The organism is Enemella evansiae (genome assembly GCF_004362375.1).
Taxonomy (GTDB): Bacteria; Actinomycetota; Actinomycetes; order Propionibacteriales; family Propionibacteriaceae; genus Enemella; species Enemella evansiae.
The window spans coordinates 1-25348 of the sequence record NZ_SNXA01000008.1; the positions used below are offsets into that span (position 1 = coordinate 1).

At 66.8% G+C, this 25348-nt stretch carries 22 protein-coding genes and 1 pseudogene; 11 read left to right on the forward strand and 12 right to left on the reverse strand.

Features of this window, described 5'->3' with window-relative positions:
* Positions 1-276: 276 nt before the first annotated feature.
* Together C8D81_RS00615 and C8D81_RS00620 are read right to left on the reverse strand one after the other, a co-directional pair.
* Positions 277-1809, reverse strand: a complete 1533-nt coding sequence (locus C8D81_RS00615) for an MFS transporter (protein ID WP_133625356.1) — start codon at positions 1807-1809, stop codon at positions 277-279.
* Between the two features lie 15 nt (positions 1810-1824).
* Positions 1825-2376 (reverse strand): NADPH-dependent FMN reductase, encoded by a 552-nt coding sequence (locus tag C8D81_RS00620; RefSeq protein WP_208109052.1) that lies wholly within the window; start codon positions 2374-2376, stop codon positions 1825-1827.
* Positions 2377-2502: 126 nt separating this feature from the next.
* Between C8D81_RS00620 and C8D81_RS00625 the strand changes: the two genes are divergently transcribed.
* Positions 2503-2925 (forward strand): MerR family transcriptional regulator, encoded by a 423-nt coding sequence (locus tag C8D81_RS00625; protein ID WP_133625358.1) that lies wholly within the window; start codon positions 2503-2505, stop codon positions 2923-2925.
* A gap of 90 nt (positions 2926-3015) precedes the next feature.
* On the opposite strand, the gene C8D81_RS00630 is transcribed toward C8D81_RS00625, so the two are convergent.
* The 3 genes and pseudogenes from C8D81_RS00630 to C8D81_RS21415 form a co-directional block, all read right to left on the reverse strand.
* A complete protein-coding gene (locus C8D81_RS00630; RefSeq protein WP_133625824.1) occupies positions 3016-4392 on the reverse strand; it encodes an FAD-binding oxidoreductase in 1377 nt (458 codons plus the stop codon).
* Between the two features lie 336 nt (positions 4393-4728).
* A complete protein-coding gene (locus C8D81_RS21410; RefSeq protein WP_229237943.1) occupies positions 4729-5232 on the reverse strand; it encodes a hypothetical protein in 504 nt (167 codons plus the stop codon).
* A 79-nt stretch (positions 5233-5311) separates the two neighbouring features.
* A pseudogene (locus C8D81_RS21415) lies at positions 5312-5608 on the reverse strand (DNA cytosine methyltransferase); the annotation flags it as partial.
* On the opposite strand from C8D81_RS21415, the gene C8D81_RS21420 reads away from it, so the two are divergent.
* From C8D81_RS21420 to C8D81_RS00670, 8 genes are all read left to right on the forward strand, one after another.
* The gene (locus C8D81_RS21420) at positions 5501-5722 is read left to right on the forward strand and encodes a hypothetical protein (protein ID WP_229237944.1); all 222 of its coding nucleotides are present in this window, start codon (positions 5501-5503) and stop codon (positions 5720-5722) included. The pseudogene C8D81_RS21415 and the gene C8D81_RS21420 sit on opposite strands and share 108 nt — an antisense overlap.
* A gap of 221 nt (positions 5723-5943) precedes the next feature.
* A complete protein-coding gene (gene mobF / locus C8D81_RS00640; RefSeq protein ID WP_229237894.1) occupies positions 5944-9501 on the forward strand; it encodes a MobF family relaxase in 3558 nt (1185 codons plus the stop codon).
* Between the two features lie 124 nt (positions 9502-9625).
* Positions 9626-11497 carry a KAP family P-loop NTPase fold protein gene (locus tag C8D81_RS00645; protein WP_133625360.1) on the forward strand — a complete coding sequence of 624 codons (1872 nt, stop codon included), beginning with the start codon at positions 9626-9628 and terminating at the stop codon, positions 11495-11497.
* Positions 11478-12287 carry a Qat anti-phage system associated protein QatB gene (gene qatB, locus C8D81_RS00650; protein ID WP_166646621.1) on the forward strand — a complete coding sequence of 270 codons (810 nt, stop codon included), beginning with the start codon at positions 11478-11480 and terminating at the stop codon, positions 12285-12287. The genes C8D81_RS00645 and qatB overlap by 20 nt, the downstream gene beginning before the upstream one ends.
* Positions 12284-13561, forward strand: coding sequence for a Qat anti-phage system QueC-like protein QatC (gene qatC / locus C8D81_RS00655; protein ID WP_133625362.1), 1278 nt, complete (start codon positions 12284-12286; stop codon positions 13559-13561). The genes qatB and qatC overlap by 4 nt, the downstream gene beginning before the upstream one ends.
* The gene (gene qatD / locus C8D81_RS00660; protein ID WP_133625363.1) at positions 13558-14289 is read left to right on the forward strand and encodes a Qat anti-phage system TatD family nuclease QatD; all 732 of its coding nucleotides are present in this window, start codon (positions 13558-13560) and stop codon (positions 14287-14289) included. Before qatC ends, qatD begins: the two co-directional genes overlap by 4 nt.
* 314 nt (positions 14290-14603) lie before the next feature.
* On the forward strand, positions 14604-14987 hold the full coding sequence (locus C8D81_RS00665; protein ID WP_133625364.1) for a sulfate permease: 384 nt from the start codon (positions 14604-14606) through the stop codon (positions 14985-14987).
* An 18-nt stretch (positions 14988-15005) separates the two neighbouring features.
* A complete protein-coding gene (locus C8D81_RS00670) occupies positions 15006-15368 on the forward strand; it encodes a recombinase family protein (protein ID WP_133625365.1) in 363 nt (120 codons plus the stop codon).
* Here C8D81_RS00670 and C8D81_RS00675 read toward each other — a convergent pair.
* The 6 genes from C8D81_RS00675 to C8D81_RS00695 all read right to left on the reverse strand — a co-directional run bounded on the left by C8D81_RS00675 (position 15358) and on the right by C8D81_RS00695 (position 21152).
* A complete protein-coding gene (locus tag C8D81_RS00675) occupies positions 15358-15654 on the reverse strand; it encodes a hypothetical protein (RefSeq protein WP_229237895.1) in 297 nt (98 codons plus the stop codon). The genes C8D81_RS00670 and C8D81_RS00675 overlap by 11 nt on opposite strands.
* 240 nt (positions 15655-15894) lie before the next feature.
* Positions 15895-16713: a hypothetical protein gene (locus C8D81_RS00680; RefSeq protein ID WP_133625367.1), complete on the reverse strand. Its 819-nt coding sequence runs from the start codon at positions 16711-16713 to the stop codon at positions 15895-15897.
* Positions 16710-18395, reverse strand: a complete 1686-nt coding sequence (locus C8D81_RS00685) for a M15 family metallopeptidase (RefSeq protein WP_133625368.1) — start codon at positions 18393-18395, stop codon at positions 16710-16712. Before C8D81_RS00685 ends, C8D81_RS00680 begins: the two co-directional genes overlap by 4 nt.
* Positions 18396-18552: 157 nt before the next feature.
* Positions 18553-19023: an FAD-linked oxidase C-terminal domain-containing protein gene (locus C8D81_RS21140; protein WP_208109053.1), complete on the reverse strand. Its 471-nt coding sequence runs from the start codon at positions 19021-19023 to the stop codon at positions 18553-18555.
* Positions 19024-19190: 167 nt separating this feature from the next.
* The gene (locus tag C8D81_RS21145) at positions 19191-20066 is read right to left on the reverse strand and encodes an FAD-binding oxidoreductase (protein WP_208109054.1); all 876 of its coding nucleotides are present in this window, start codon (positions 20064-20066) and stop codon (positions 19191-19193) included.
* A gap of 141 nt (positions 20067-20207) precedes the next feature.
* A complete protein-coding gene (locus C8D81_RS00695) occupies positions 20208-21152 on the reverse strand; it encodes a LysR family transcriptional regulator (RefSeq protein ID WP_094360225.1) in 945 nt (314 codons plus the stop codon).
* A gap of 120 nt (positions 21153-21272) precedes the next feature.
* On the opposite strand from C8D81_RS00695, the gene C8D81_RS00700 reads away from it, so the two are divergent.
* On the forward strand, positions 21273-22283 hold the full coding sequence (locus C8D81_RS00700; protein WP_133625369.1) for an MBL fold metallo-hydrolase: 1011 nt from the start codon (positions 21273-21275) through the stop codon (positions 22281-22283).
* A 77-nt stretch (positions 22284-22360) separates the two neighbouring features.
* The gene (locus tag C8D81_RS00705; RefSeq protein ID WP_208109055.1) at positions 22361-23683 is read left to right on the forward strand and encodes an MFS transporter; all 1323 of its coding nucleotides are present in this window, start codon (positions 22361-22363) and stop codon (positions 23681-23683) included.
* A gap of 199 nt (positions 23684-23882) precedes the next feature.
* Here the strand turns inward: C8D81_RS00705 and C8D81_RS00710 are convergent, their stop codons facing one another.
* The gene (locus C8D81_RS00710; protein ID WP_208109056.1) at positions 23883-25319 is read right to left on the reverse strand and encodes an aminomethyltransferase family protein; all 1437 of its coding nucleotides are present in this window, start codon (positions 25317-25319) and stop codon (positions 23883-23885) included.
* Between the last annotated feature and the right edge of the window lie 29 nt (positions 25320-25348).

Here is a 25348-nt window from a genome sequence, read left to right on the forward strand (position 1 = left end):
CTCGGTGGGCTCATGCCCACCAGTGTGTCGGTCATCATGACTCCTCTCGCCCATCCGGGCGGTAGAGCCACTTACACCGTTCCTGCGACAGTCCCGCAGTCGTAGGCGACGGGGCCGATCGGCGAATGGACCGTGCGGGTTCGCGCCAGGATCGGCGCGAAAGCTTTTGTTGCATCGCCCAAGCGGGGCGAGCCTGTCTTAGGGCTCAGTGACGGCCGATTCTCGATGGGCGGTCGGGCTGTCACGGATACGGTCGGCGATCATGTCGGCGTCGTCTCAGTGCTCGTCGCTGGATGGTTTGAGGCCTCGGAGTCCGAGGAGCAGGAGGACGATGATGCCGATGGCGAGGGCTGCGGCAATGACGAGGGCGGACTGCAGGCCCAGGGTCATCGAGTCGCTGATGGAGACGAGGAAATCGGTCCGGGTTGCGGGGTCGGCGATCTGGTTGGCGATGCTGGCGGCGGCGCCAGGGCTCTCGGACGCGGCCATGGCGTCGGCGTTGCTGAGCCCCGACGGTGTGGTGAGGGTGGTGCGGTAGGCGATGGCGCCGAGGGTGCCGAGCAGGGCGATGCCGCTGGCGGCGCCCAGGCCGCTGCCGACGTCTTGGAGGGCGCTCATGCTGCCGGTGCGCTGGACGGGTGCGCTGGTGACGAGGAGTTCGCTGAGCAGGGTGGTGGCGGCCCCGGCGAGTGCGACCAGCGACAGCCCGGCAATCAGGACGACGAGGGTGGTGGTGCTCTGCTCGGCCAGCAAACCCAGGGCGGCCACGACGAACCCGGTGGCGGTCAGGGAGAGTGAGAGCACGGTCCCGCCGCGGACTCCGAGGTGGCGTTTCAGGGGTGGGGCGAGCATGGTGGCCGGGATGGACGCGATGGCGGGGATGAACAGGAGCATCCCGGCCTGTAGGGCGGTGAGTTCGAGGCCGACTTGGAGGAACGGGCCGACGAGGACGTCGGGTCCGACCGACGCGATCATCACGAAGAACAGCGCGATCAGGGTGACGCGCACGTGGGATGCGTTGAAGAGCGTCAAGTCGAGCAGTGGCTGGTCGATGCGGCGCTGGCGGCGGATGAACAGGTAGCCGGCCGCCAGGCCGATGACTGCGATCACGACGTGCTGGGCTTCGGGGCTGCCTTCGGCGGCTTGTTGGATGCCGTAGATGACTCCCATGATCGCGACCACGGACAGCACGATGCTGGGCGGGTCGAGCCGGACGGGCTCATCGTCGCGGAACTCCGGGAGCGCCCAGGGTGCGATGGCCAGGAAGATGATGGCGGCGGGGACGTTGACCAGGAACACCGCGCCCCACCAGAAGTACTCGATCAGCAGTCCGCCCATGGGTGGCCCGAAGGCCACGCCGGCGGAGAAGGCGGCCATGACGATGGCGAAGGCACGGGTGAACTGGCGGGAGTCGGTGAACATCGTGCGCAGCAGCGCCATCGCCGAGGGCGTCACGGCCGCGGTCGCGGCCCCCAATAGTGCTCGGGCGGCGATGAGCGTCTCGGCGGTGGGAGCGAAGGCCGCGAACAGCGAGGCCGCGCCGTAGCCGGCCATCCCGATGATGACCAGGCGCTTGCGTCCCACACGGTCGCCGAGGCGTCCCATGGTGATGACCAGGCCGGCACCCAGGAACGCGCCAACGTGGACGATCCATAGACCCTGAGCGGCGGTGGGACGCAGATCAGCGCCGATGCTGGGCTGGGCCAGGAACAGCATCGTGTTGTCGGTGGAGAGCATGAACAGTGCAAGGGCCATCGCGCCGAGACCGAACCAGTCCCGCCAGGATGCCCGCCGCGGTGAAGCCTTCATCGTTGCTCGACTCCGTCAGTTCGGGAATGGACGGTTGGCGCGAGCGTCGGTCAGGAGCCCAGCCCACCAGTCCAGCTCGGCCAGCGCGCCCCGCAATCCTTGGGTCACGTCCTCGGCGGGCCTGTAGCACTCGGCATCGTCCAGCACCTCCCACGGGGCACTGAGGCCGACAGCGCGCCGGGTGGTGACGATGCTCAGCTCGGCCAGAACCCCGCGCAGATGCTCGATCGCGGCGTACCCGCCGCGCACTCCATAAGCCACGATCATGGCGGGCTTGCGCACCCACTCGTCGTAGTGCCAGTCGATCAGCCGCTTCAACGAGGCCGGGTAGGAGTGGTTGTACTCCGGGGTGACGAACACGAACGCCTCGGCCGCCTCGATCCTGTCGGCGACCTCGGTCTTCGGCCCGCCGCCGGGGTAGAGCAGGCTGTCATCGGGCAGCGTTGTCTCGGCCAGATCGATCAGATCGACCTCGACCCCGTCGACGTCGCTGAGGGTCGCAGTGACCCAGTCGGCGATGGTCGGACACATCCGGTCCGTGCGCACGCTCGAGGAGATCACCGCCACCCGCCTTCGGCTGGGCGCGGTGGTCGGGGAGTGGTCGCTGGGGTGTGGTGTCTGTGTGGCCATGTCCACCACGCTGAGGGTTGAACATATGTTGAAGTCAAGCCGGGACGGGCGTACCGTGTAGATATGACACTGACCACGCCCCAACCCATCAGCTTGCCGTCCGTCAGCGCCGGTGAGGTGTTCACCGTCAGCGACGTTGCCGATGAAAGTGGCGTGGCGCCATCAGCGGTGCGGTTCTATGAGAAGCACGGCGTGATCAACGCGGTACGCACCTCGGGCAACCAGCGCCGCTTCGACGAATCCGCCGCCTGCCGCATCCAGGTCGCCCGACTTGCCCAGCGCGTCGGGCTGACCGTGCGCGAGATCGCCGATCTGTTCAGCGACCTCCCCGTCGACCCGCGTCGCGACGATTGGAGTCGGGTCGCCGACCGACTTGTGGCCGAGGCGGAACAGCGCGTCAGCGACCTCAAGACCCAGCTCGACGTTCTTGGATCAGAAGCCGCGCTCTGCGAGATCGGCTCGAACCTCGATACAACTCACGGTTGAGAGACTGCGACCCGTTGGTCCCCGGAACCTCGGGACTCGCGCGTCGTGGACACTCAAAGAGGAGCGGCCACCGCCAACAGCGACGAGGCTTCACGGCGCCGGAGGCACGTTGTAATTGCGCCGGAAGACATTGTGAGGGTCGTAGACCGCTTTGAGACGCTGGAGCCGAGCGTAGCCATCCGCGCCGTACTTCGCGATCACACGGGGCGGCTCGTGTGAAGAAACATGGTTGGACGCGCTAGGGCTTTCACCGACCAGACCTGAGTCCCTGAATGCGGTCGCGATCTCGCTGATCCGGGCGATTTCCAAGTCATCGTCAGAGGCGTTCTCCCAGATGCTGGCCGCGACGAGCGAAACACCTGGTCTGCGGGGCAGAGCGCTAGCCGGGGCGCTGACAGAGCCGGGCATTGTGCGCCATAGGTCGAAGAAGCCTCCCATTGGGCGAAGGCGCGTTGCCTGTGCGAGCACCATCTCGATCTGGGCCGTGCGATCGACGTCGAAGGGCAGATGGTAGATGTCCCATGAATGCCGTCTGCCGAACTCGCCCGGAATCTGATGTAGCAGTTCGAGGTAGCTCATCGCCGAGACGTCATCATCGAGCGGCGGAGCGCATTGACGGAGCTGAGTGATCTCATCGATCGCTGACTCCTCCGGTCCGAGGAAACCGGGCATCACGCGCACGTGCATCGCTCCACCAGGATCGACTCCGTAGGTGATCTGTGGGAAGAATCGGGGCGATCCGCGCTCCAAGAGGTCCCAGACGCACTCGGTGACTCGCAACGCATCGACTCCGTCAAACGTGAGCCAACCGCCGACGACCACCGGTGGGACCGGGTGGAGGTCAACCTGCATCGCGGTCACGACCCCAAAGTTCGGCCCAGCACCCCTCATCGCCCAGAACAAGTCGGCATGCTCCGTCGCCGACACCCTGAGAAGACTCCCGTTCGCGGTCACCAACTCGAAGGCCCGCACGTTGTCGCTCGCGTACCCATGCTGCGGGGTGAGAAAACCCTCCCCGGCTCCGGTAGCGAGCCCGGCAAGACCGATCAGAGGTGAGACTCCAGTCACCGGCGCCAATCCGTGCGCGAGTGTCTTGGTCACGACATCCAAAGCGCGAACTCCGCCTCCGACCCAAGCCGAGCGCGCATCTGGGTCGACGCGGACCCAGCGCAGCCTGGTCAGATCGACGACGAGACCGTCGTCATTGCTCGCCCACCCGGCCAGGCCATGCCCACCGCTACGGACCGACACCGCCAAGTTCTCGGCCTGGGCGTATCGCAACGCAGCCTGGACGTCCGCGGCCCCAGTGCATTGCGCAATCAGAGCGGGACGACCAACGAGACGCTCGTTGAAGATCTGACGGGCGGTCTCATAGCCGTCAACACTTGGCGTGAGAACTACGCCGCCGAACCCCGGAATTCTCTGACTGTCATAGCTCACAGCGCTGAGCTCCCGACCGGTGCTCATCGATCACTCGAAGGCATCCTCTCCTCGCCGCTCCGCGACGATCACGACTACACCGACGACGCTAGAAGTTGAACCACCGTTGAAGTCAAGCGCCCACCCCCGACCGGACAATCGCCGTGAGATCGGGAACTGCCTTCGACAGAGAGATGACGGGAAGCTAGGAGAGGACGCAAGAACGAAGGGCGGCTGATGCCTGGCCCGGAAGCACCCCGTTGCCCAGGACGGCGATCTGTTGGTTGTCCGTCAGTCCGTGACCATCATCGGTGACCCATCCAGCCGGAAGCCCCATGAGCCACTCCACGAACTCAGGCGCGGGCCTCGGCCCTTTGGCTTCGTTCAGGAGTGCTGGTGCGGGAGCCTCGCGTCCAGTGATGTGCTCCCATCGAGCGATCGCATGGGCGTAGTGTCCCCAGCGGTGAAGATGTCCTCGATCAGGGACCACAGCGTCGCCGAGTCGTCGCTCTGCCTCGGTGAGCCATGTGGTCCATGCAGGGCGAGGTCGATGATCTGATGGCTCAGCGCGATCGTCCCGCGCCGCGCCTTCACCTGTTCCAGGCTCTCCCCGCCGCGGGAGGAGTCCGAGGCGAGTGGGGTTCGGAACAGTGCGGTGGGCGAGGACGAAGATGCGGAAGCGGCGATGTGGAGCGCCAATGAGGGAAGCCGGTAGGCCGATCCATCGTGCAGATAACCCGAGGTCGGCCAAGCCTCCGCAAACGGCGCCCATTGCCCGGAGAGGTCGGGCTGAGTCGTCTCCCAGACGCCACGGGTCGGGTTCCACGCCGCGAAAGGTTGCGGTCGCATCCCCGCCGGGGGTTGCGTGGTCGGGGTTGCATCGGTCATCGAGGGCTCCTTCTGGAAGGTTGCGGACCGCCGGTGCGGAGAGCAGGCCACGCACGTTCTCGATCACGACGAACTCCGGTTGCAGTGCCTCGATCGCGGACGCCATGTGCGACCAGAGTCCCGAGCGGGTGCCAGGTGCGAGGCCGGCCTGCTTGCCCACGGTCGAGACGTCCTGACAAGGAAAGCCTCCGCAGAGGATGTCCACCGGGGGCACGGTGCTCCAGTTGATGGCGGTGATGTCGCCCAGGTTCGGAGCGTCAGGCCAGTGGTGAGCGAAGACACGGGCGACGGGCTCGTTGATCTCAGAGAACCAGATGGTCTCGGCGTCGAAGACGTGCTCGACGGCGAGGTCGAGGCCGCCGTATCCGGAGAACAGCGACCCGACCCGCAGACGACGGCCATGAAACGGGGCGGCGTGGTCGTGCATGAGGGCTCCGGCAGTTCGGTGACCCCGGACCCGAACTCCTCACGGAGTCCTTCGCCGGGCTGATCACCTGCCAGGTGCACGAACTCGCTCAACTGCCGCTGATGCCTCGCTGACGAGACGCCGAAGCGCACACGCTTCCAACCGTCAGGCCAAGGCCGATCTGCCTCGCGGTCCGCCCACCGTCAGTGCTACCACGCGTCTTGCAGATCAAGGCAGTCAACCAAAGTTGACGCTTCCGCTCGGTCGGTGCCCGCTCACCTGACCGTCGAAAGGCGGTGGCGCCGGTGACGGTTTCGATGCGCGTGATGAGCGCGGGTGACGGCTACAAGTACCTACTGCGCACCGTCGCGGCCGCAGACGGTGACCGGACCCTGTCAACGCCGCTGACGAGGTACTACGTGGAGGCGGGAACACCACCGGGCCAATGGCTCGGGTCCGGTGTCGCCGCGCTCGGCAAGGGTCGGCTCGCGGTCGGTGATCGGGTGTCGGAGGCCCAGCTCCAGCTCTTGATGGGCATGGGCCGTGACCCGATCACCGGCGACCCGCTCGGTCGCGCGTTCCCCGCCTACAAGTCGGTGCCGGAGCGGATCGAGGCCCGGATCGCCGACCTCGACCCCGACCTGAGCCCTGGCGCGAAAGGCGACGCGGTCGCGCAGATCGAGGCCGAGGAGACCGAGCGCGGCAGACGGCGGGCGGTGGCGGGGTTCGACTTCACCTTCTCGATCCCGAAGTCGGCCTCAGCGTTGTGGGCGGTCGCCGACGCCGGAACCCAGGCGCTGATCGGTGAAGCGCATCATGCGGCGGTTGCGGAGGTGGTTGCGTTCATGGAGCGGGAGGTTGCAGCCACCCGGTCCGGCGCAACCGCCGGTGACGGCGCGGTTGCGCAGGTCGATGTGACCGGGCTGGTCGCGACGACGTTCGATCACTTCGACTCCCGCGCCGGTGACCCCCACTTGCACACCCACGTCGTCATCTCCAACAAGGTGCAGACCGCCTTCGACGGCAAGTGGCGCAGTCTGGATGGGCGGCCGATGCACGCCGCCGTAGTTGCCCTGTCGGAGCTGCACGAGGCGGTGTTCGCAGACCACATGACCCGCACCTTCGGCGTCGAGTGGGAAGCGCGCGACATGGGCCGGGACCGGAACCCGGCATGGGCGATCAGCAGCGTTCCGGAGGAGCTGGTTCAGGAGTTCTCGACTCGTGCCCGGCATATCGACGCTGAGAAGGACCGGCTGATCGCCGAGTACGTGGCCCGGCACGGCCGCCAGCCCTCAACAGCCACGATCATCAAGCTCCGCGCCCAAGCCACCCTGGCCACGCGCCCGGAGAAGGAGGTCCGGTCGCTGGCCGACCTGACTGCCGAGTGGCGCACCCGCGCGACCGGCGTGCTCGGCCAGGACGCCACCGGCTGGGCACGCGCGGTGACGGACAACGACAAAGCGCTGCTGCTGCGTGCCGACGACGTGCCCTTGGACGCGATCTCGGACCTCGGGCAGACCGTGGTCGGCGTCGTGGGTGAGAAGCGGTCCACGTGGCGGCGGTGGAACCTGATGGCCGAGGCGTCTCGGCAGACGATGGGCTGGCGCTTCGCCACCATGCAAGACCGGGAAGCCGTGGTGAGGATGATCGCCGACGCTGCGGAGTCTGTGTCGCTGCGGTTGACGCCGCCCGACCTCGCCACTTCTCCGGCCCCGTTCCGGCGGGTGGATGGCACGAGCGTGTTCCGCCCGAAGCACTCCACGGTGTACTCCTCCGAAGAACTCTTGGCGGCCGAGGACCGGCTGCTCGACCGCTCCCGCACCCTGACCGCGCCCACCGTCCCGCTCCCCACGGTGGAGAAGATCACCGCCCGTCCTGATGCCGAGGGGCGGTTGCTCGGGGAGGATCAGGCCGACGCGCTGATGAAGATCGCCGTCTCCGGCCGCGTCCTCGATGTCCTGGTCGGCCCGGCCGGCGCCGGGAAGACGACGGCTATGAACGCGTTGCGACGTGCCTGGGAGAAGCAGCACGGCAAAGGCTCGGTGGTCGGGCTTGCGCCGTCCGCGGTGGCCGCGCAGGTTCTCTCCGAGGACTTGGGGATCGCGACGGAGAACACGGCGAAGTGGTGGCAGAACCACCTCGTCCACGGCGAGGACTTCAAGGCGGGCCAGCTCGTCATCATCGACGAAGCCTCCCTCGCCGGCACCCTCTCGTTGGATCGCATCACGCACATGGCCGAACGGGCCGGGGCGAAGGTACTACTGGTGGGCGACTTCGCCCAGCTCCAGTCCGTGGACGCCGGCGGCGCCTTCGGTCTCCTGGTCGGTGATCGCGACGATGCGCCCGAGCTGGCCGACGTGCACCGGTTCACCCACGAGTGGGAGAAGACCGCCTCCCTCGCCCTCCGTCACGGACGCACGCAGGTGATCGACACCTACCTCGACCACGACCGCATCCGCGACGGTGACGCCGAGGCGATGACCGACGCCGCCTACACCGCTTGGCGCGCCGACCGAGAGCACGGGTTGGTGTCGGTGCTGGTCGCCGAGACCCGCGACGACGTGACCACGCTCAACCAGCGCGCCCGTGCCGATCTGATCCTCGACGGCACATTGAAGCCAGGCCGGGAGGTCGAGCTGAACGACGGCACCACTGCCGGGGTCGGGGACACGATCATCACCTGCCGCAACGACCGCCGCCTACGGTCCGGGAAGACGTGGGTGCGCAACGGTGACACCTGGACCATCACCGGCGTTCATGACGACGGCTCAGTCACTATCCGCAAGTCCGGCCGCCGGTTCGGCGGCTCCATCGTCCTCCCCACCGCCTACGTGGCCGATCACGCCGATCTTGGATACGCGGTCACCGCCCACAGGGCGCAAGGCGTCACCGTCGACACCGCGCACGTCCTGGTCGAGCCCACGACCACTCGGGAGAACTTCTACGTCGCGATGACCCGCGGCAAGCACGCCAACCGCGCCTACGTGATCCTCGACCGGGCCGACGACCACGCTAGCCCGCATCCGGGCGACAACCCCGAAGCCACCGGCCGGTCCGTCCTGTCCGGGGTGCTCCAGCACGTCGGGGCCGAGCTGTCCGCGCACGGGACCATCACCGCCGAACAAGAACATTGGGGTTCGATCGCTCAGCTCGCCGCGGAGTACGAGACCGTCGCCGCCGCCGCCCAACGCGACCGTTGGGCCACCCTGATCCGATCCTCCGGCCTGACCGTCGAACAGGCGGACGCCGCCGTCGAGTCGGAGGCGTTCGGAGCGCTCACGGCCGAACTCCGCCGAGCAGAGGCGAACCACCACGACCTCGATCGACTGTTCCCGCGGCTGGTCGCCGCGCGCGGGTTCGATGACGCTGACGACATCGCCTCGGTCCTGCACTACCGGGTCGCGCGCGCCACCGCCCGCCCGGCAGGGTCGGGCCGCACCCGGAAGGCGCCACGGTTGATTGCCGGCCTGGTCCCGTCCGCGGACGGCCCGATGGCAGCCGATATGCGGCAGGCCCTTGATGAACGGCGCGAGCTGATCGAGACCCGCGCAGACGCCGTGCTCGACACCGCCCGCGACGCCGGCGAACCCTGGACGCGGCCACTCGGTGGCCCGCCGCGCGACCCGCGCAAAGCGCACACCTGGCGAAGGTACGTCCGCACGATCGCCGCCTACCGCGACCGTTACGGCATCACCGATGACACAGCCATCGGGCCACCTGCCGACGCTGAGGCACAGAGAATCGATCGGGCACGAGCGGCGGCGGCACTCGCACGTATACGCGACCAGGGCCGGGCGCCGCGCGACGGTCAGGCTGCTCCACAGCGATCGATCACAGTGGAACGTGACGGCCGGGTCCTCTGACTTGCTACAACTCTGCGAGTCTTCGACGCTCAGCTCGGCGCGCCTCCGTCCAAGTCGCCGCTGCGGAGGATATCCTGCGGCCAGGAGAGGACTCACTTGCCGGACTGAGGAGGGCCGACGCACCATGTGGCCCGACAACGAGACCGATCGAGACTTCCTCAACTTCGAGGGCGTGGCGGACACGATTGCCGAGATGATCGTCGCCGCGGATGGTCGGCCCGTTTCCATCGGGGTCTCAGGCGACTGGGGCGTGGGCAAGTCGTCGATGATCAAGCTCACAAAGGCCTCGTTGAGCAAGCATCAACCCGAGAACTCCCCGGAAAAGTACCTCTTCGTCGAGTTCAACGCTTGGCTCTATCAGGGTTATGACGATGCCCGAGCCGCACTCCTGGATGTCATTGCGAGCAAACTTACTGCTGAGGCCGCCGCAAGGGAGTCGGGAGTTGATAAGGCCCGAGAGTTCCTCGGCCGAGTCAAGTGGTTTCGTCTGGCGAAACTGTTCGCGTTGCCGGCGGCGGCGGTCGCCTTGGGGCTTCCTCCGATCGGCCTCCCTGCGGAAGTCGCCTCCGTTATCAAGGACGGAGCAGCGGGCGAGATTGATGAGCAGGGGCTGGAGAGAGCCGGTGCCGCTGCGTCGACAGTTGCTGCGGCAGGACGCGCTTTGTTGGACCCGAAGAAGGAGTACTCGCCTCCGAAGGAAATTCAGGCGCTTCGAGACTCTTTCGAGGACGCGCTGGAAGAAATCGGGGTCACCCTAGTCGTTCTCATCGACGACCTCGATCGGTGTCTACCCGACACGACAATATCCACGCTCGAAGCGATCCGGTTGTTCCTGTTCCTCAAGAACACAGCTTTCGTCATCGCGGCTGATGACAACATGATCAAGCACGCGGTAAAGAAGCATTTCGGCGAACTCGACGACGACACGCTGGTCACCAACTACTTCGACAAGCTTATTCAAGTTCCGATCCGAGTCCCCGCCCTCGGTACCCAGGAGGTACGGGCCTACATGATGATGCTCTTCATCGAGAACAGCGGACTCGACGCCCGGCAAAAAGATGACTTGCGTGCAGCAATTGCTTCCCAACTCCGGGATTCTTGGAAAGGAAAGCGGGTCGATAAGAACTACATTTCCAACTGCGGCGTAGAACTACCGGCTGCCCTTGTCGCGCGGCTCGATACGGCTGAACGCCTCGCGCCGCTCATGACGACCTCTAACCGCATCGCCGGTAACCCTCGACTCATCAAGCGCTTCCTCAATGCACTTTCGATCCGGATGACGATATCGGCAGCGCAAAGCGTTGGCGTGGACGAAGCCGTGCTAGCGAAGCTGCTCCTGTTCGAGCGCCTCGCGCCCAAGGCCGCCTACGCGGCGCTGACGTCCGCTGTCAACGCCGATCCAGACGGAAAGCCACGGCTCCTCGCAGAATGGGAAGAAGCTGCGCTATCTGGACAGGAGTATGAGCTCACGGGCGCGTGGGACGACGCCTTCATCCGCGAATGGCTCGCACTCCCTCCAGCCCTCGCCGACGAAGACCTTCGAGGCGCCCTGTATGTGGGACGTGAACAAGCCCCACTGATCACTTCGGCAGATCGGCTCTCATCTGAGGCTGCCGCCTTGCTTACAGCGCTGTTGGAGAGTCCCGAGGAAGCCGAGGCGTTAGAGAGCGACTTGCGAGGTCTCCAGCGAACGGAAATTGGCATCATTATGGAACGCCTACTTGCCCGCGCACGGCAGGAACAGGCATGGGGCGTTCCGGCGATCCTGCAAGCCTGCATTTCTGTCGCCAACGCGGACGAGTCACAGGGCACCACAATCGCCGGGTTCCTCATCGAGCGTCCCGGTGGACAGATCGAGCCCAGTATCGTTCCGAAAATCGCGTCACTCCCGTGGGCATCCGACGTGCTCGCGCATTGGAAAAGCTCGCCGGACGTCGCAGGCCCTGTAAAGAAGATTATCGACAGTCAGGGCCAGAATGGGAACCTCGCAAAGTAGCAGTGGGCCGGGGGCAGGAGTCCCGCTGGTACCACCTTGGGCCGATGACATCGACCCGCCTGAACCACCGGACGGAGACTCGCCTCCAGAGGGCGAGGACGCGCCGAAGCCCGACCCCTTAGCGCCTCGCGCCCGTTTCCGCGACGCTCGCCGCGGACTCGGCAGGTTCGTTCGGTCGGGTGATAGCCGCTATCTGCGTCGGACGCTTGGCCACTACGTGAGAACCGGTTACGGCGGCAGCGTAACAATGAGCCGTCGCGTCGGCGGCACCGCAGCAACCGCCGGGCGCCTGAACGGCGTACTCCAGTCAGGACGCGCCCCCGATGGCAGCGCGCTCCGGGACGCGGCACTTGCGAGCGGTAACGATGTCAACGTGGTCTTGGACGCCATTGTCGAAGCTGCGAGCCCCGCCGACGGAACGCAAGACAGGGAGTCTTCCCGGCACGCGGTTCGTGACGCTCTCACCGACCTCTTGGCCCGTTTCCCTGATGCTGATCTGCTCGCGCTCACCGACGCGCAACGAGAGTTCGTCATCGAGCGATACGCGGCGCTCGACGTCTACGGCCGATTCTGTCTGGACCTCAAGAAGACGATCATGGACAAGGCGCCCGACCCGGCGACAGCCCTACGGCGTCTGAGGCAGGTACGGGAGTTCATCAGCCAGCAAGTCGCTGCGGCGTTCAGAACTGTTCGCGAACGGGGTGCCCCGGCGACGACAGCAAACATGGCGCGACTCACCGCACAAGCGCTCCGCGAGACGCTCAATGTGTTCGAGGAGTACACGACATGAGATATGTCAGCGGACCAACCTCCGCGCTCACGAAGGTCGATGACACGTCTACCCCCGTTGTCCTTTTCGGCCGAGCGACATCGGACGACGTGGCGAGCGCGGGTGGGTCAGCTGCGCTGACCGTGCGGCGACAGAAGCTAGTACCTGACTCCGCAGCGTGGGACCTGCTGGCGATCGCGCTCTCAGTCGTTGTCGCCGACGGGGCGACGAAGCGAGACACCAGCCCGGATGGATGGACTCGCGAACTCGAACTCAACGTTGCCCTTCACGACTCAGCACGCTGGGAACCGTCCGCCTCCTCGTTCTCGTCGGCACTCGCGTTCCTCACTACCGACCGGTGGCAAGTCGAATTCCGGGGAGGGGGTGCGATCCCGAAGCCACCCAGGACCCCGCGCTATCCAGATGAAGACGCAGTCGTGCTGCTATCGGGAGGGCTGGATTCATTAATCGGCGCCATCGATCTTGCCTCGAACGGCCGGCAACTGTTCGCTGTGAGTCAGACAGTGCGCGGAGACGCCGACAAGCAGGATCGGTTCGCGCGGATCATCGGCGGTGGCATTGAACACCTACAGGTCAACCATAATGCGAGCACTAGACGCGGACTCAAAGAGACGTCGCAGCGCTCGCGTTCGCTGATATTCCTCGCGTTTGCTGTCTTGGCCGCTACGTCAACAGAACGCTATCGCAGTGGTGAGTCTGTTCCGCTCTATGTGTGCGAGAACGGTTTCATTGCGATCAATCCTCCACTAACCATCGCGCGGATTGGGAGCCTCAGCACGCGCACCGCTCATCCGCATTTCCTCGGTCAGATGCAGGAAATCCTTGATGGTGTGGGACTGAGGGTTAGAATAATCAACCCCTACGCGGAGAAGACAAAAGGGGAGATGCTGCGCGAGTGTCTAGACCAAGCGCTCCTATCTGCTGAAGCGTCGGTATCGACTAGCTGCGGGCGATTTCAGCGATTCAACTACAGACACTGCGGACGGTGTGTACCGTGCCAGATTCGTCGCGCCGCGTTCATCGCTTGGGGTCGCGACGATCCCACGGACTACGTATATGCGGACCTCGGTCGTCCCGACGAAGACCACGCCGCGTTTGACGATGTGCGTTCTGTGGCACTAGCCCGGCTCGTTGTCGCCGAGGAAGGGTTCGATCGGTGGCTCGGTCCTACGCTGAGTTCGCCGCGGATCACGAGCAGAACAGCGCTACGCGAGATGCTTCAGCGAGGACTCGACGAACTGGGTGCGCTGCACGGGGAGCACGGCCTGGCGTGATCGACTTCCACTCTCATCTCGATCTCTACCCCAACCCCGTCGAGACGGCTGATGAAGTCCAGCGCAGAGGAATTGGCCTGCTGTCAGTGACGACCACACCTTCAGCGTGGACGGGCACTTCCCGGCTGGGCCAAGGGCGGCCCGCCATCAGAACCGCTCTCGGACTCCATCCGCAGTTGGCCAGCGAACGAAAGCACGAGCTGAGGACCTTTGACACTTTGTTCGACGAGACACGTTTCATTGGTGAGGTGGGTCTCGACGGGTCTCCCGAATTCAAGACGAGTTGGGCAGATCAGTCAGAGATCTTCCGGCATATCCTCCATGCGTGTAACGACGCGGGAGACAAGATCATCTCGATTCATAGCCGCCGAGCAGCCACGCCAGTGCTCGACTTGCTAGAGGAGTTCGACGGGGTCCGCTCGCCCATCTTGCACTGGTTCTCCGGCAGCCGCGCCGAGCTTGAGAGGGCGATCAGCCGAGGCTGCTGGTTCAGCGTAGGACCGGCGATGCTCGCTGGCGCCAAGGGCCGAAGCCTTGTGGCTGCGATGCCACGTAGCCGTGTCCTGTTGGAAACCGACGGTCCGTTCGCTCAACTCCGTCGTGCCCCTCTAGAACCGTGGGACATCGCCGTTGCCTGCTTATCGCTTTCAAACATCTGGAACGTCGACTGCCCCAAGGTCGAGTCGATCATTCGCCGCAACGAGACAGCTTTGCTAGCAGGCCAGTAGGCGTACGTGATGCACACGTCCGGGATCGAACACATCGCAGTTCCACATATGTACGCCCGCTGGACAGAGATGCGCGGCACCGTCCAGCTCCAGGGCACGTGTCGCCGGCGAGGCCGCGTGACCTAGGTTCCTCGACCCACTCGACGTACAGCAAGCGCAGCGCGCGTGGTCAGTTCCGTTGGTCAGGACACCGGAGTACAGTGAGCGATGAGGCAGGTTCTCCTCGATCGCGGGTCCTTCGGGACGGCCCAGTTTGGGCGCTCACACACGTACTGCCTCCTCGACGGAGAGACACGTGTGACGAGAGGCCCGCCATGATCCGCCTGATCTGGACGCTCAGCGCCCACACCCGCTACTACCTGCGCCGCTACATGCCCAGCAACCGGCTGCTCGACGCGATCCGACGCCGCCACAATCTGAGGTGGGGCATCCCCGCGATGCTCCTCGCCGTGCCCTACCTGCTCATCGCGAGCGTATGCACCAACGCCATCGCTGACGGTGGCCCAGGTTGGTTGCATCTGGTCGTGCTGTGGTCGGTGTGGAACGCGATGAAGTTCATCATCATGGGACCGGTCAGCCTCGTCCTCCTGATCCGTGCCCGGACCCAGGAAACGGTCGCCCGACGCCGCGCACGTCGGCAGGCCACCCACGGCCACTCGGCGGACAAAGTGCCTATGACGGCCGATGCAGTCCGATGACCGCCGCCATCTACACCTATGCCGCCCGCTCCCCAGGCGCACGAACGGCAGCGGGCCGCGTGTCGCGCCCTCGCGCGCGACTTCGGCCTTGATGTCACTCGCAACTACAGCGACGAAGCCGGTGTCCCGTTGGAACTGGCATGGCTGCTCGCCGACGCACTGGCAGGCGAGCTCACCGTCCTGGTCGTCGCACGCCTGGACCGGCTCGGTCGCACGATCTCCGCCGCCCCGCTCGTCCTGGCGGAACTCGAAGCCTCCGGCGTGGCCGTCTATGCCGTCGATCGCGGCGGCGTACGTCCCATTTCCGACCGGGGCGCGCTGGCGGACATCCTCGCCGCCGCGATCCGCCCGTGGACCTGCCGCAGTTACGTCACGCGCTGACCCGTGGGCGCCGCCCACCTGGCCGAATCGGAACACCCTCCGCAGCGAGTGCACGTCTGACGGCCTGCTGGCTGACCCCGAATCGCAGCCCCACCTCCATCAGCGTCAGCCCATCGACGTACAGCTCAACCGCCTCGGCGAGGTCGCACGCAGCGAGTCCGCGGCGCCGGATCGGAACCGACCGGCGGACAAGATGCGCCGCCGCCGTGCGGCGGTGCACCCGGAACCGCTCGCCCAACTCCACCAGCGTCGCGCCCGCCTCGTACAGGGCCACCAGCTCGTCCACCTGCGCCGCGCTCAGAAAGGTTTGAGTCATCCCAACCGCACGCACCATCCGACCCCGCGAGTCCACCACAGCCGGCTCCAACGGTCTGCGATCCCGCTTGTAAACCCCGCGAGACCTGCGGGAAGCCACGGTTTTCAAGGCCGGGCAGGGGTTCTCGAACTCTCTACGGAGGTCCACAGATCAACCACACTGGGCCTCCGTCGGATGACGGGGGCCCTTCTTCATGCCCTCGCACGTGGATCAGAACCGCTGCAACTCGGTACCCAGTTGGCGCAGGTCCGGCGTACCACCGAGGGCGATCAGCAGCACCCGATCGCCCTTCACCCGGCCGGCCTCGGACCAGGTCGTCCGGGCGTAGGAGATGTTGCGGCGGGCGGTGAACGAACCCTCGCCCCTGCTCAGATCGGTGACGGTCACCGGGCCGTTGTCCGGGGGGCAGGCGGCCATCCGGTCGATGAATGCGGCGTACCAGCCCTGCGCAGCCTGGGCGTTCGCGAACTGCAGCACCAGGCCGTTTCCGGGCGCCTGGTTCGGACCGGCATAGCTGCCCGCCAGGGCGTACGCCGCCTTGGGCGTCTCCCGCTCGGTCCCGCACATCGGCAGTGCCTGGAAACTCGCCACGGCCGGATCGGTGGCGTGCACCCAGGTGCCGTTCGGGTTGTACTCACCCTCGGTCGGCTTGCCCGGAACCCCTGTGTAGCCGGCGATCGCGCGCGGCAGCGCCGCCTCGTCCAGCGGTCCGGCCGCGGTCGGTGCGGGTACGCCGGAAGGCGCCGGTGTCGGCTGCGGCGCACCGCCACCGGGGCGCGCCCCGGATGGCGGCCCGGCGCCGGGGGCGTACGAGATCGACGGCTCGGGCGCCGGATCGCCGGGCCCGGGTCCGGTGGGTACGCCGCCAGCGGGCGTCCCGGGCGCGGCGCCCGTCGCCGTCGGGCCTGCTGGTGCCGCGGGGGAGGGCTGCGAGGGCGTACCCCCGCCACCACCGCATCCCGATAAACCCACCAGTGCAAGGAAAGCCAGCGATCCGACCAGGCCACGGCGTACCATCGCCACCCTCACCGCATCTCGAAGTGCTGGTAGTCCCGGTCGGCCCACCAACCGCCCCAGAAGTATCCGTTGTCGGTCAGGTTCCGGGTCATCAGCCCACCGTCGAACAACATCCCCGGGTCCCGCCGATTCCGGTCGATCCACGGGGTGCCGTTGCTCGGCCACCAGCGCGACCCGTCGTAGTAGGGGTTCTGCACCGTGTTGATGTCGATCGTCCGACCGTAGGAGTGCGGGCTCATCGAATACGGATTGCCGACCACCGAGCGGCAGAAGAAGCCGGAGGTGTTGTTGGCATACATCTGATCCGGGTCGTTGCCCCAGACGTCCGGGTTGCGCATCTGGAAGATCTGGAAGGAATCCCAGGCGGCACCGGAGAAGGCGCGCACCGTCGGTTCCACGGCGTCCCAGCGCAGCACCATCATCCCGCGGCCGATCCGCCCGCCATAGTTGAGATAGTTCATCTCGACCACCCGCAGCTGGTCGGGGCCGACCGGGCAGCCGGCGCGGAAGGTGCTCTGCACATCACCCGGCCCGGCCTGTCGGACGAACGCGTTGACCCGCACCTGGGTGCGATAGCTGCCGTTGTCGAGGAACAGCAACCGGCCGTTCTGGAAGTCCTGCCCCCAGCCGTCGACGAACCGCCATTCACCGGAGGTCGGGGCGCCCAGGTCACCGCCCTCCCAGCCGCGACGTTCATAGTCGGCGAGCAGGGCGCCGACGACCGGTTGCGCACCGGTGGCCGGGCTCCAGATCAGCAACCCCTTCTCGAAACGCTGCACCCGGGTGCCCCGCTGGCCGTCGAACTCGTCGGAGGTCGGCGCACCGAGGACACCGCCCTCGGCGCCGAGGGAGTGCCAGCGTTCGCGGATCGACCCGTAGACCTTGTGTGCACCGGTCTGCGGGGTCCAGATGATGGTGGCGTCGCCGCCGGCGTTCCGGCGGAAGAAGCTCAATCGGGAGCGGCCGCCGTCATTGCCGGCGAACTCGTCGGTGGTCGGTACGCCGAAACCGCCCTCGGCGCCCTCGGCGTGCCACTTCTGCCGGATCGACCCGCGGACGACGTGCGCGCCGGTGCCCGGGTTCCAGATGATCGTGGTGTCGTTGCGGAACCAGTTCAGATAGGAGCGCCCGTCGTTGCCCTTGAACTCACCCGCGACCGGAATGTCGGCGAACCCGTTCTCCCAGCCGATCTCGCCGTACTTGCGCAGGATGTCGCCGACCAGGTGGGTGGCCCCGACATCGGAGCGCCAGTAGATGTTGCCGCCCTGGAAGCGCTGCACGGTCACGTTCCGGCCGGCGACGAACTCGTTGCTGGTCGGCTTGCCGAGCTGCCCCTGCTCACCGCCCAGTTCGTTGTAGCGCTTGAGGATCTCGCCCTTGACGACGAACTCGTCGGCGGCGCGGGACTGCGCAGGCTCCGGGCTGGCCGTTGGGCCGGGGGCGGGAGTGGGGGTCGGGCTGGCGCTGGGTGTCGGGCTCGGGGTGAGTGAGCGCGTCGGCGCGACCGAGGGTGGCGTCGTGGTCGGGGTGGCCGACGGCGTACGCCCGGGTGAGGCGCTCGGCGTGGGGGTGGCCGTCGGTGTCGGGGTGGGGCTCGGTGTCGGGGCGGCGATGGCCGGCCCGGTGAGCCCGACGGTCATCGTCAGGCCGATCACCGAGCCGGTGAGGGCGAGGGCAGGGGTGCGGGTGGACAACTCAGGGCTCCTGTTCTGGACCGGACGGGGCGATGAGAGGTTTATCAGCGGCTGACCTGACGTCAGACTCTCATACCGACCCCTGACCCCGGTGCAGCCCCCCGCTGTTGGCGTGTGATCTCTGCGTACCGACCGACCGATGAGACCTCATCCGTGGTCAGTGCATCCCGTATCGACCGGGGGAGAGGATCCGGTTCGGGTCGAAGACCCCTTTGAGCTGGTGCAGCACCTCGCGGAACACCTCGTCGCGGTGACTCATCTCCTCGACCTGCATGTCGGCGGGCGCTCGGCCCACCGGATAGCCGATCCGCCGGTATTCGTCCCGCAGCGCCGCACTCGCGGCCGTGACGTCGGCGCACTCCTGGGGATCGCTCGGATCGAACAGGATGCTGTGCAGACCCCGGGAGGCCCGGCCGGCGAAGATGTAGTCGATGCAGGTATCCAGCCCGTGCTCGTCAAGGATCCGGCGAGAGAGCCGCTGATGCTCGAGTGCGACCTCGCCGATCATCGGGGTGGCGGGTGTCAGGGACACGATGCCACCGCCGCGCCAGTCGACCATCGCGGTCTCCGTCTCGGTCGGCCGCCCGCTGTAGGTATCGATGTGGATCTTCAACTCCGGGCGTTCCAACGCCTCGTCATGGTCGATGAAGCGTCCTTTCCCCGAATCGGTGAAGAGCCTGCGGACCCGATCAAGGGCGGGCGCAATCGATTCCTCCGAGGAACCGTAGAGCGCACCGCTGACGATCCAGGCGCCGACATCGTGTTCGCGGTGCAGATCACGGCGCAGCTGCGTCGTCAGCGGCCGCGGCAGATCCGGGTAGGGAATATGGGAAGCCAGTGAGTAGAGGTCGCCGGTGGCTTGATCGCCGTCGGTACCAGGCCCGAGAACTTCAACGTACGCGCGATTTCCACGATCTCGGCGATGTCGTCGTCATCGGGGAAGATGAAGAAGAACGAGCGGATCACCGGTGGCCTGGGCATCAGCCAGATCCCCATCCTGGTGACGATCCCCAGATTGGACTGCAGGAAGAGACCGTCCAGCACCGGCCCGAAGCCGTATTTCGCGATGTGCCAGGTGCGGCTGTCGGGGGATGCACCGTCCCCGGTACGCAATACGCGGCCATCGCCGAGCACGACCTCGAGGCCGCAGCTGTTCCCGAAATGATCGGCGGCCGGGGTGTAGCCACCGCCCTTGTCCAGGGTGTTGCCGAGCGGACCGCCGGTCGGTGGACCCGACGTGGTGTCGCACATCAGGTGGTCCCCCCGGTCGACCAGAAATGCTGCCAGCGCGGCATAACTGACCCCCGGCTCGACGACCACGTAGTTCAAGCGATCGTCGAATTCCAGGATGCGGTCGAGGTGGCGGCCGAGATCGAGGGTGACCGTCCCCGGTGCCACGGCCACCGAGTTGCCGAGGCCGACGTTCTGACCCGTGCTGATCGCATGCAGCGGCACGACGTGCCGACTCGCCAGGCGGACCATCGTCTGCACCTCAGCGGTGCTGCGGGGATATGCCACCGCGGCGGGCAGGCAGGGGCCGCTGGGGAGTTCTGAGTCGCCGTACCGGGTGCGGACCTCGGGTGAATCGCTCACCGCGTCCGGGCCGAGCTCTCGGCGTACGTCGGTCAGAAAGCGATGAAGTCGTTCATCGGTGGGGTTCGCAGCGGTCACGGCGCCTCCTGATGGTCGAGCCGTTGGAACAACAGTGGTGATCAGCACCCTGCTCCTGTCGTCACCCGGTCACCAATGCAAGATGCTTGTCCCGTTATGCCCGGTCCGGCATAACGCACCCCGATGCGCCCGGCACGGAGTTCATCCCGGCAGCAGATCACTGGCCGGCGACGGCCTCCCGTTTCCTGCGGCCAACCCGATGGCCCGCACGACCCGCATCGCGGCAGTGACCCGGGCGCTGGTCGGACCGCCCGGGCGCCGCACCGCGACCACCGCGTTCGCGGGGAGGTCGTCGGCCAGCGGGATGTAGGCCAGCGGCAGTCCCTCGATGCTGGTCCGTCGCTGGATGACGCCCATGATCAGGGTGTAGCCGAGTCGGCGACCGACGAGCGAACGGATCGTCTCGTGACTGGCCGTGCGGGTCAGCACCTTCGGGGTCAGCCCACGATCGGTGAACGAGGCCAGGGTCAGCTTCGCGTTCGGTTCGACATTGAGCAGGACCAGCGGTTCCTCGGCCAGTTCGGCCAACCGCAGCCTTCGCCGCATCCCGAGCCGATGCCGCGGTGAGATCTGCACCTGGGTGTGGGTCGGCATGATCGGCATCACCTCCAGATCGCGATCGGCCTGGTTCTCCAGCATCAGGGCAAGATCCAGCTCCCCGGCGCGCACCTGGTCCTGCAGCCGATCAGCCGAATCCTCGACCAGGTCGACCTCCAGTCCGGGATGGGTGTGTTGCAGCCGTTCCAGCAGTTCGGGGACCAGTGCCGGTGACTGGGTGGGGAAGCAGCCGACCCGCACGACACCGGTGAGGGTGCCGCGGATCTGCTGGGCGGCGACGCCCAGTTCGGCGACGGCATCCTGGATGGCCCGCGCCCGCCGCACCACCTCGCGCCCGGCCGGGGTCAGCGCGGCCCCCTTGGATCGCCGTCGGACCGTGAGCTGCACGCCGATGATGTGATCCAGCTCGTCCAGCCCGACCGAGACACCGGTCGGGGACATGTGCAGCGCCTTCGCCGCTGCCTGCACCGACCCGTGATCGGCGACCGCCAGCAGGAAGCGGAGCTGGCGCAGGGTTGGCTCCTTCATCAGTTCATCTTAGGTAGTTCACCCATTTTCGGTGATTTTCAGTGGGTAACGATCATGCTCGAATGTTCCCACTCGACGCCGGAGCAGCCGGTGTCGGCCGTCTGGAAAGAGGTGCGGGCGATGGCAGCATCGGATCCGGTCGAGGTGATCACCCTCGGAACCGCCGGCGGGCCACGGTGGTGGGGGCAGCGGCCGCGGAGCGGCATCGCGACCGCCGTCACGGTCGGTGACGCGGCCTACCTCATCGACTGTGGCTACGGTGCCGCGGGGCAGCTGCACCGCGCCGGCATTCGGCTCGACGCGCTGCGCGCGGTGCTGATCACCCACCTGCATTCCGATCACGTCGTCGACCTGCCCGGGCTGATGCTCTTCGGTCATGCCGCGATGCGACCGCGTGCCGAGGGACCGGTACCGGTCTACGGTCCCGGTGACCGCGGTGCGCTGCCGGCGCTGAGCCCCGCGGCGAGCAGCGAGCCCGCGCTGCCGTATCCCAACAACCCGACCCCCGGGACCGCGGCGCTGATCGCGGGCCTGATCGAGTCCTACGGCACCGACGTCACCGACCGGATGCGCGACAGCCTGCGGGTCGATCCGCAGGAACTGTTCACCGGTGTGGACATCGAGCCGCCCGCGGCGGCCGGCTTCCACCCCAACGACAACCCGCACCCGGAGATGGACCCGTTCCTCGTCCACGAGGACGATCGGGTACGCATCACCGCCACCCTGGTCCGCCATCAGCCGATCGCACCCGCCCTGGCGTACCGGATCGATGCCGATGCCGGGTCGGTGGTGGTCTCCGGGGACACCGCACCGAGTGACAACCTGGTACGCCTGGCCCGCGGCGCGGACCTGCTGCTGCACGAGGCGATCGATCTCGACACGATCGAGGCCACCTACCGCCGCCAGGCCCCGCACCGGTTGGCCGCGGTGATGCGGCACCACCGGACCGCCCACACCACGCCGGTCGAGGCCGGTGAGATCGCGGCCCGGGCCAAGGTCGCCCGGTTGGCGCTGCACCACATCGCCCCGGCGGACGCCGACCCCAGTGTCTGGCTCGCCGCCAAGGAAACGTTTCCCGGCACCGTCCTGGTCCCGGACGATCTCCAACTCATTTCCATCGAGCGCGACTGAGCGCACACCTACCGAAAGGACGCCGTATGTCTTCAGAGTCGCAGGCACCGGCACAAGCCAGTCTCAACACACCACAGATGCGCAGGATCCTGTCCTCGGCCTTCCTCGGCAGCGTCATCGAGTTCTATGACTTCTCACTGTTCTCGATCGCGGCCGCGCTCGTCTTCAAGTCGGTCTACTTCGCCGGTCTGTCGCCGACCCTTGCCACCTTCAGCGCCTTCGCCACCCTGGCCACCGGCTATCTTGCCCGGCCGCTCGGTGGGGTCATCTTCGGCCACTTCGGGGATCGCCTTGGACGCAAGAAGATGCTCGTGCTGTCCATGCTGATGATGGGTGCCGGAACCGTCGGCATCGGCCTGCTGCCCGGGGTCGCCCAGATCGGTGCTGCGGCGCCCGTTCTCCTTCTGCTGCTGCGAATCCTGCAGGGGATCGCCGTCGGCGGCGAGTGGGGCGGCGCGGCCACCCTCGCGCTGGAACACGCACCGGGCGGACGTCGTGGCCTGGCCGCGACCTTCGCGAGCTCCGGCGCCCCGGCCGGTGCGCTGCTGGCGACCCTGGTCACCTCATTGTTCACGATGCTGCCGCGGGAACAGTTCCTCGCCTGGGGTTGGCGGGTCCCCTTCCTGCTGAGCTTCGTGCTGGTCATCGTCGGATTGTGGGTACGCGCCTCGGTCTCGGAGAGCCCGATCTTCGTCGCCGCCTCGAAGAAGGCCGAGGAACGGCGCCTGCCGATCGCCCAGGTGCTCACCCAGCACCCGAAGATGGTGATCGTCGGCATCCTCGTCGCCACCGCCCAGTTCACCGTGTCGGGTCTGATGGCCGTCTGGGCCGTCTCCCGCAGCGTCGACGCGGGTGCCAACCAGACCCACGTGCTCAACCTGAAGGCCACCTCCGCGGTGATGCTGCTGGTCGTCTGTTTCGTCGCGGCGATCCTCTCCGATCGCTTCGGCCGCAAGCTGATCATGGGCATCGGCATGGTCGGCATGGCGGTGGCCGCGTACCCGGTGCTGCTGCTGGTCGAATCGGGTACCGCCACCGGCTTCGGGGTGGCCATCATGCTGTCCCAGTTCATGCAGGGATTGATGTTCGGGCCGCTGGCCGGTTACCTGTCGGAACTGTTCCCGACCAAGGTGCGGTTCACCGGTGCCTCGCTGACCTACCAGGGTGGCTCGACGCTCGGCGCCGGGTTCTCCCCGGCGATCGCCACCGCGGTGATCGCTGCCGGCGGGGTGGCCGCGCTCAGCGGACTCTGGGTCGGCGTACTCGCGATCTGCCTGCTGGCCATGATCGTCGCCTCACCGCGGGGCCGGGACAAGGTCGACCTGGAGGCCATCGACGATTCCGCCGAGGGCGAGCCCGCGGTGCCGTCGGCCGAGCCGAAGCAGCCGACCGTCAACTGAACGACCACCGACGGCAGAGCCCGCCAGGATCTGGGAAACCAGGTCCTGGCGGGCTCTCGTCGTTGTCGGGATCTGCATGTACGCAGGGTTTGCGGGGGAGGTTCATCTCGACACGCTGCCCCGGCTCCGCTTCGCGGCGCCGGGGCAGCTACTCGATGAACGTGGGGTTCCTCCCTCGCTCAGCCAGCGGAGGGCGGGGTCAGCGCGAACCGCCGACGGCGGAGCGCTGCAGCTGCTGGGTGAGCTTCGAGTAGGGGGCGGGTGCCACGGTGGCGCGCACCTGGGTCTGCTCGTGCTGCTCGACCTGCGGCTTGCGCGAACCACCGTTCGGTTCGCCCCAGGTGATCACCAGCTCGGTCCCGGGCTCGGCGTACGCCTGATCCAGCATGGCGATCGAGAGCGCCTCGCTCTCGGGGTTCAGGTAGCCGGCATGGCAGGAGACGCCGGCGGGCTTCCCGTCGGGAGTGGTCACGCTGTCGAACTGGTTCCACGCGTAGTAGGTGATCGGGAAGTCCAGCGACTTGAAGCGGGGTCCGTCGCCGAGCTGGGAGTCGAAGACCTTGTCGACGTCCTCGTGGTTCCACACCAGCGTCATCCGCTTGCGCCGGTCGGCCGGATCCAGCGCCTCCAGCGCCTCACGACCGATGAAGTCGTGGTCGAACTTCACCAGCCGCTCGTAGCCGAGGTCGTAGGGCGTCGCGTAGTAGTCGGTGATGTCGGAGGAGACGAAGCTGCCGCCGAGGTTGGTGCTGGCCTCCCAGGTGTTCGCGGGCAGCCACTCCCGGTAGCCGCGCAGCGACTCGTCGTCGAAGATCGCCGGCACCGGGTACGCCATCCAGCCGCTCTGCATCGGGGTGCTGAAGTACGCCTGGGTCCCCGCCGGTACCAGCCCGTGCTTGCGGCCGGCTTCGATCAGCGCCGCACGCACGGTGTCGTGGTGCTCGTAGGGGCCGGAGAGCTCTACGCCCTTGTTCCCGGCCATGCCGTGCCGCAGCACGAGCACCTCGACACCGGCGATCTTCACCTTCGCGGTCCGGAAGAAGCCGATCTCGGGCGCCTCGCCCTCGACGGCGTCGGCGAAGATGTCCCCGGCATTGGGGCCGTCGAGCTGGAAGCGGAAGTTGACCCGGCGACCGGTGGGGTTGGCGGTGCTGTGGTTGTCGCGGGTCACCGTGACGTCGTAGTCACCGGTCTCGGCGTTGTAGTGCACCCAGTTGAGCAGCGGCATCCCCGACACCAGTTCGAACTTCTCCTCACCGAGCCGGTAGGCGACACAGTCGCCGATGACCCGGCCGCTGGGTGCACAGGCCACGTACTGCTTGGCCCGATCGGTGGTGAAGTTCGCCAGCGAGTTGACGCCCAGTCGCTCCAGCAACCGGAACGCGTCCGGGCCCTCGAGGAAGAGTTCGGGCATGTGGTGCGACTGGTGGAACAGCACCGCCGTCTCGTTCCAGGCGCGCTGCTCATCGCGCCAGTTGGTGTACGCCGGTGGGATGAACGCACCGGTCCTGGTCACCCCGGCCCGGCTGAAGTGCGGGGACTGGGTGTCGTTGTAGAAGTAGTCGACCAGCGTGGGGAGGTCGCCGACCTCGTCCATCAGCTGCTGCAGGGATCCGTCGCCGGTAGGTGTGGTCACTGTGGTGGTTCCTCTCTGTGTCCGGCGGG

Coding starts and splice junctions, on each gene's coding strand:
- C8D81_RS00615 (WP_133625356.1), bottom strand. CDS start 1,809: ATGAAGGCTTCACCGCGGCGGGCATCCTGGCGGGACTGGTTCGGTCTC.
- C8D81_RS00625 (WP_133625358.1), top strand. CDS start 2,503: ATGACACTGACCACGCCCCAACCCATCAGCTTGCCGTCCGTCAGCGCC.
- C8D81_RS00630 (WP_133625824.1), bottom strand. CDS start 4,392: ATGAGCACCGGTCGGGAGCTCAGCGCTGTGAGCTATGACAGTCAGAGA.
- C8D81_RS21410 (WP_229237943.1), bottom strand. CDS start 5,232: ATGACCGATGCAACCCCGACCACGCAACCCCCGGCGGGGATGCGACCG.
- C8D81_RS00645 (WP_133625360.1), top strand. CDS start 9,626: ATGTGGCCCGACAACGAGACCGATCGAGACTTCCTCAACTTCGAGGGC.
- qatB (WP_166646621.1), top strand. CDS start 11,478: ATGGGAACCTCGCAAAGTAGCAGTGGGCCGGGGGCAGGAGTCCCGCTG.
- qatC (WP_133625362.1), top strand. CDS start 12,284: ATGAGATATGTCAGCGGACCAACCTCCGCGCTCACGAAGGTCGATGAC.
- C8D81_RS00665 (WP_133625364.1), top strand. CDS start 14,604: ATGATCCGCCTGATCTGGACGCTCAGCGCCCACACCCGCTACTACCTG.
- C8D81_RS00670 (WP_133625365.1), top strand. CDS start 15,006: ATGCCGCCCGCTCCCCAGGCGCACGAACGGCAGCGGGCCGCGTGTCGC.
- C8D81_RS00695 (WP_094360225.1), bottom strand. CDS start 21,152: ATGAAGGAGCCAACCCTGCGCCAGCTCCGCTTCCTGCTGGCGGTCGCC.
- C8D81_RS00700 (WP_133625369.1), top strand. CDS start 21,273: ATGGCAGCATCGGATCCGGTCGAGGTGATCACCCTCGGAACCGCCGGC.
- C8D81_RS00705 (WP_208109055.1), top strand. CDS start 22,361: ATGCGCAGGATCCTGTCCTCGGCCTTCCTCGGCAGCGTCATCGAGTTC.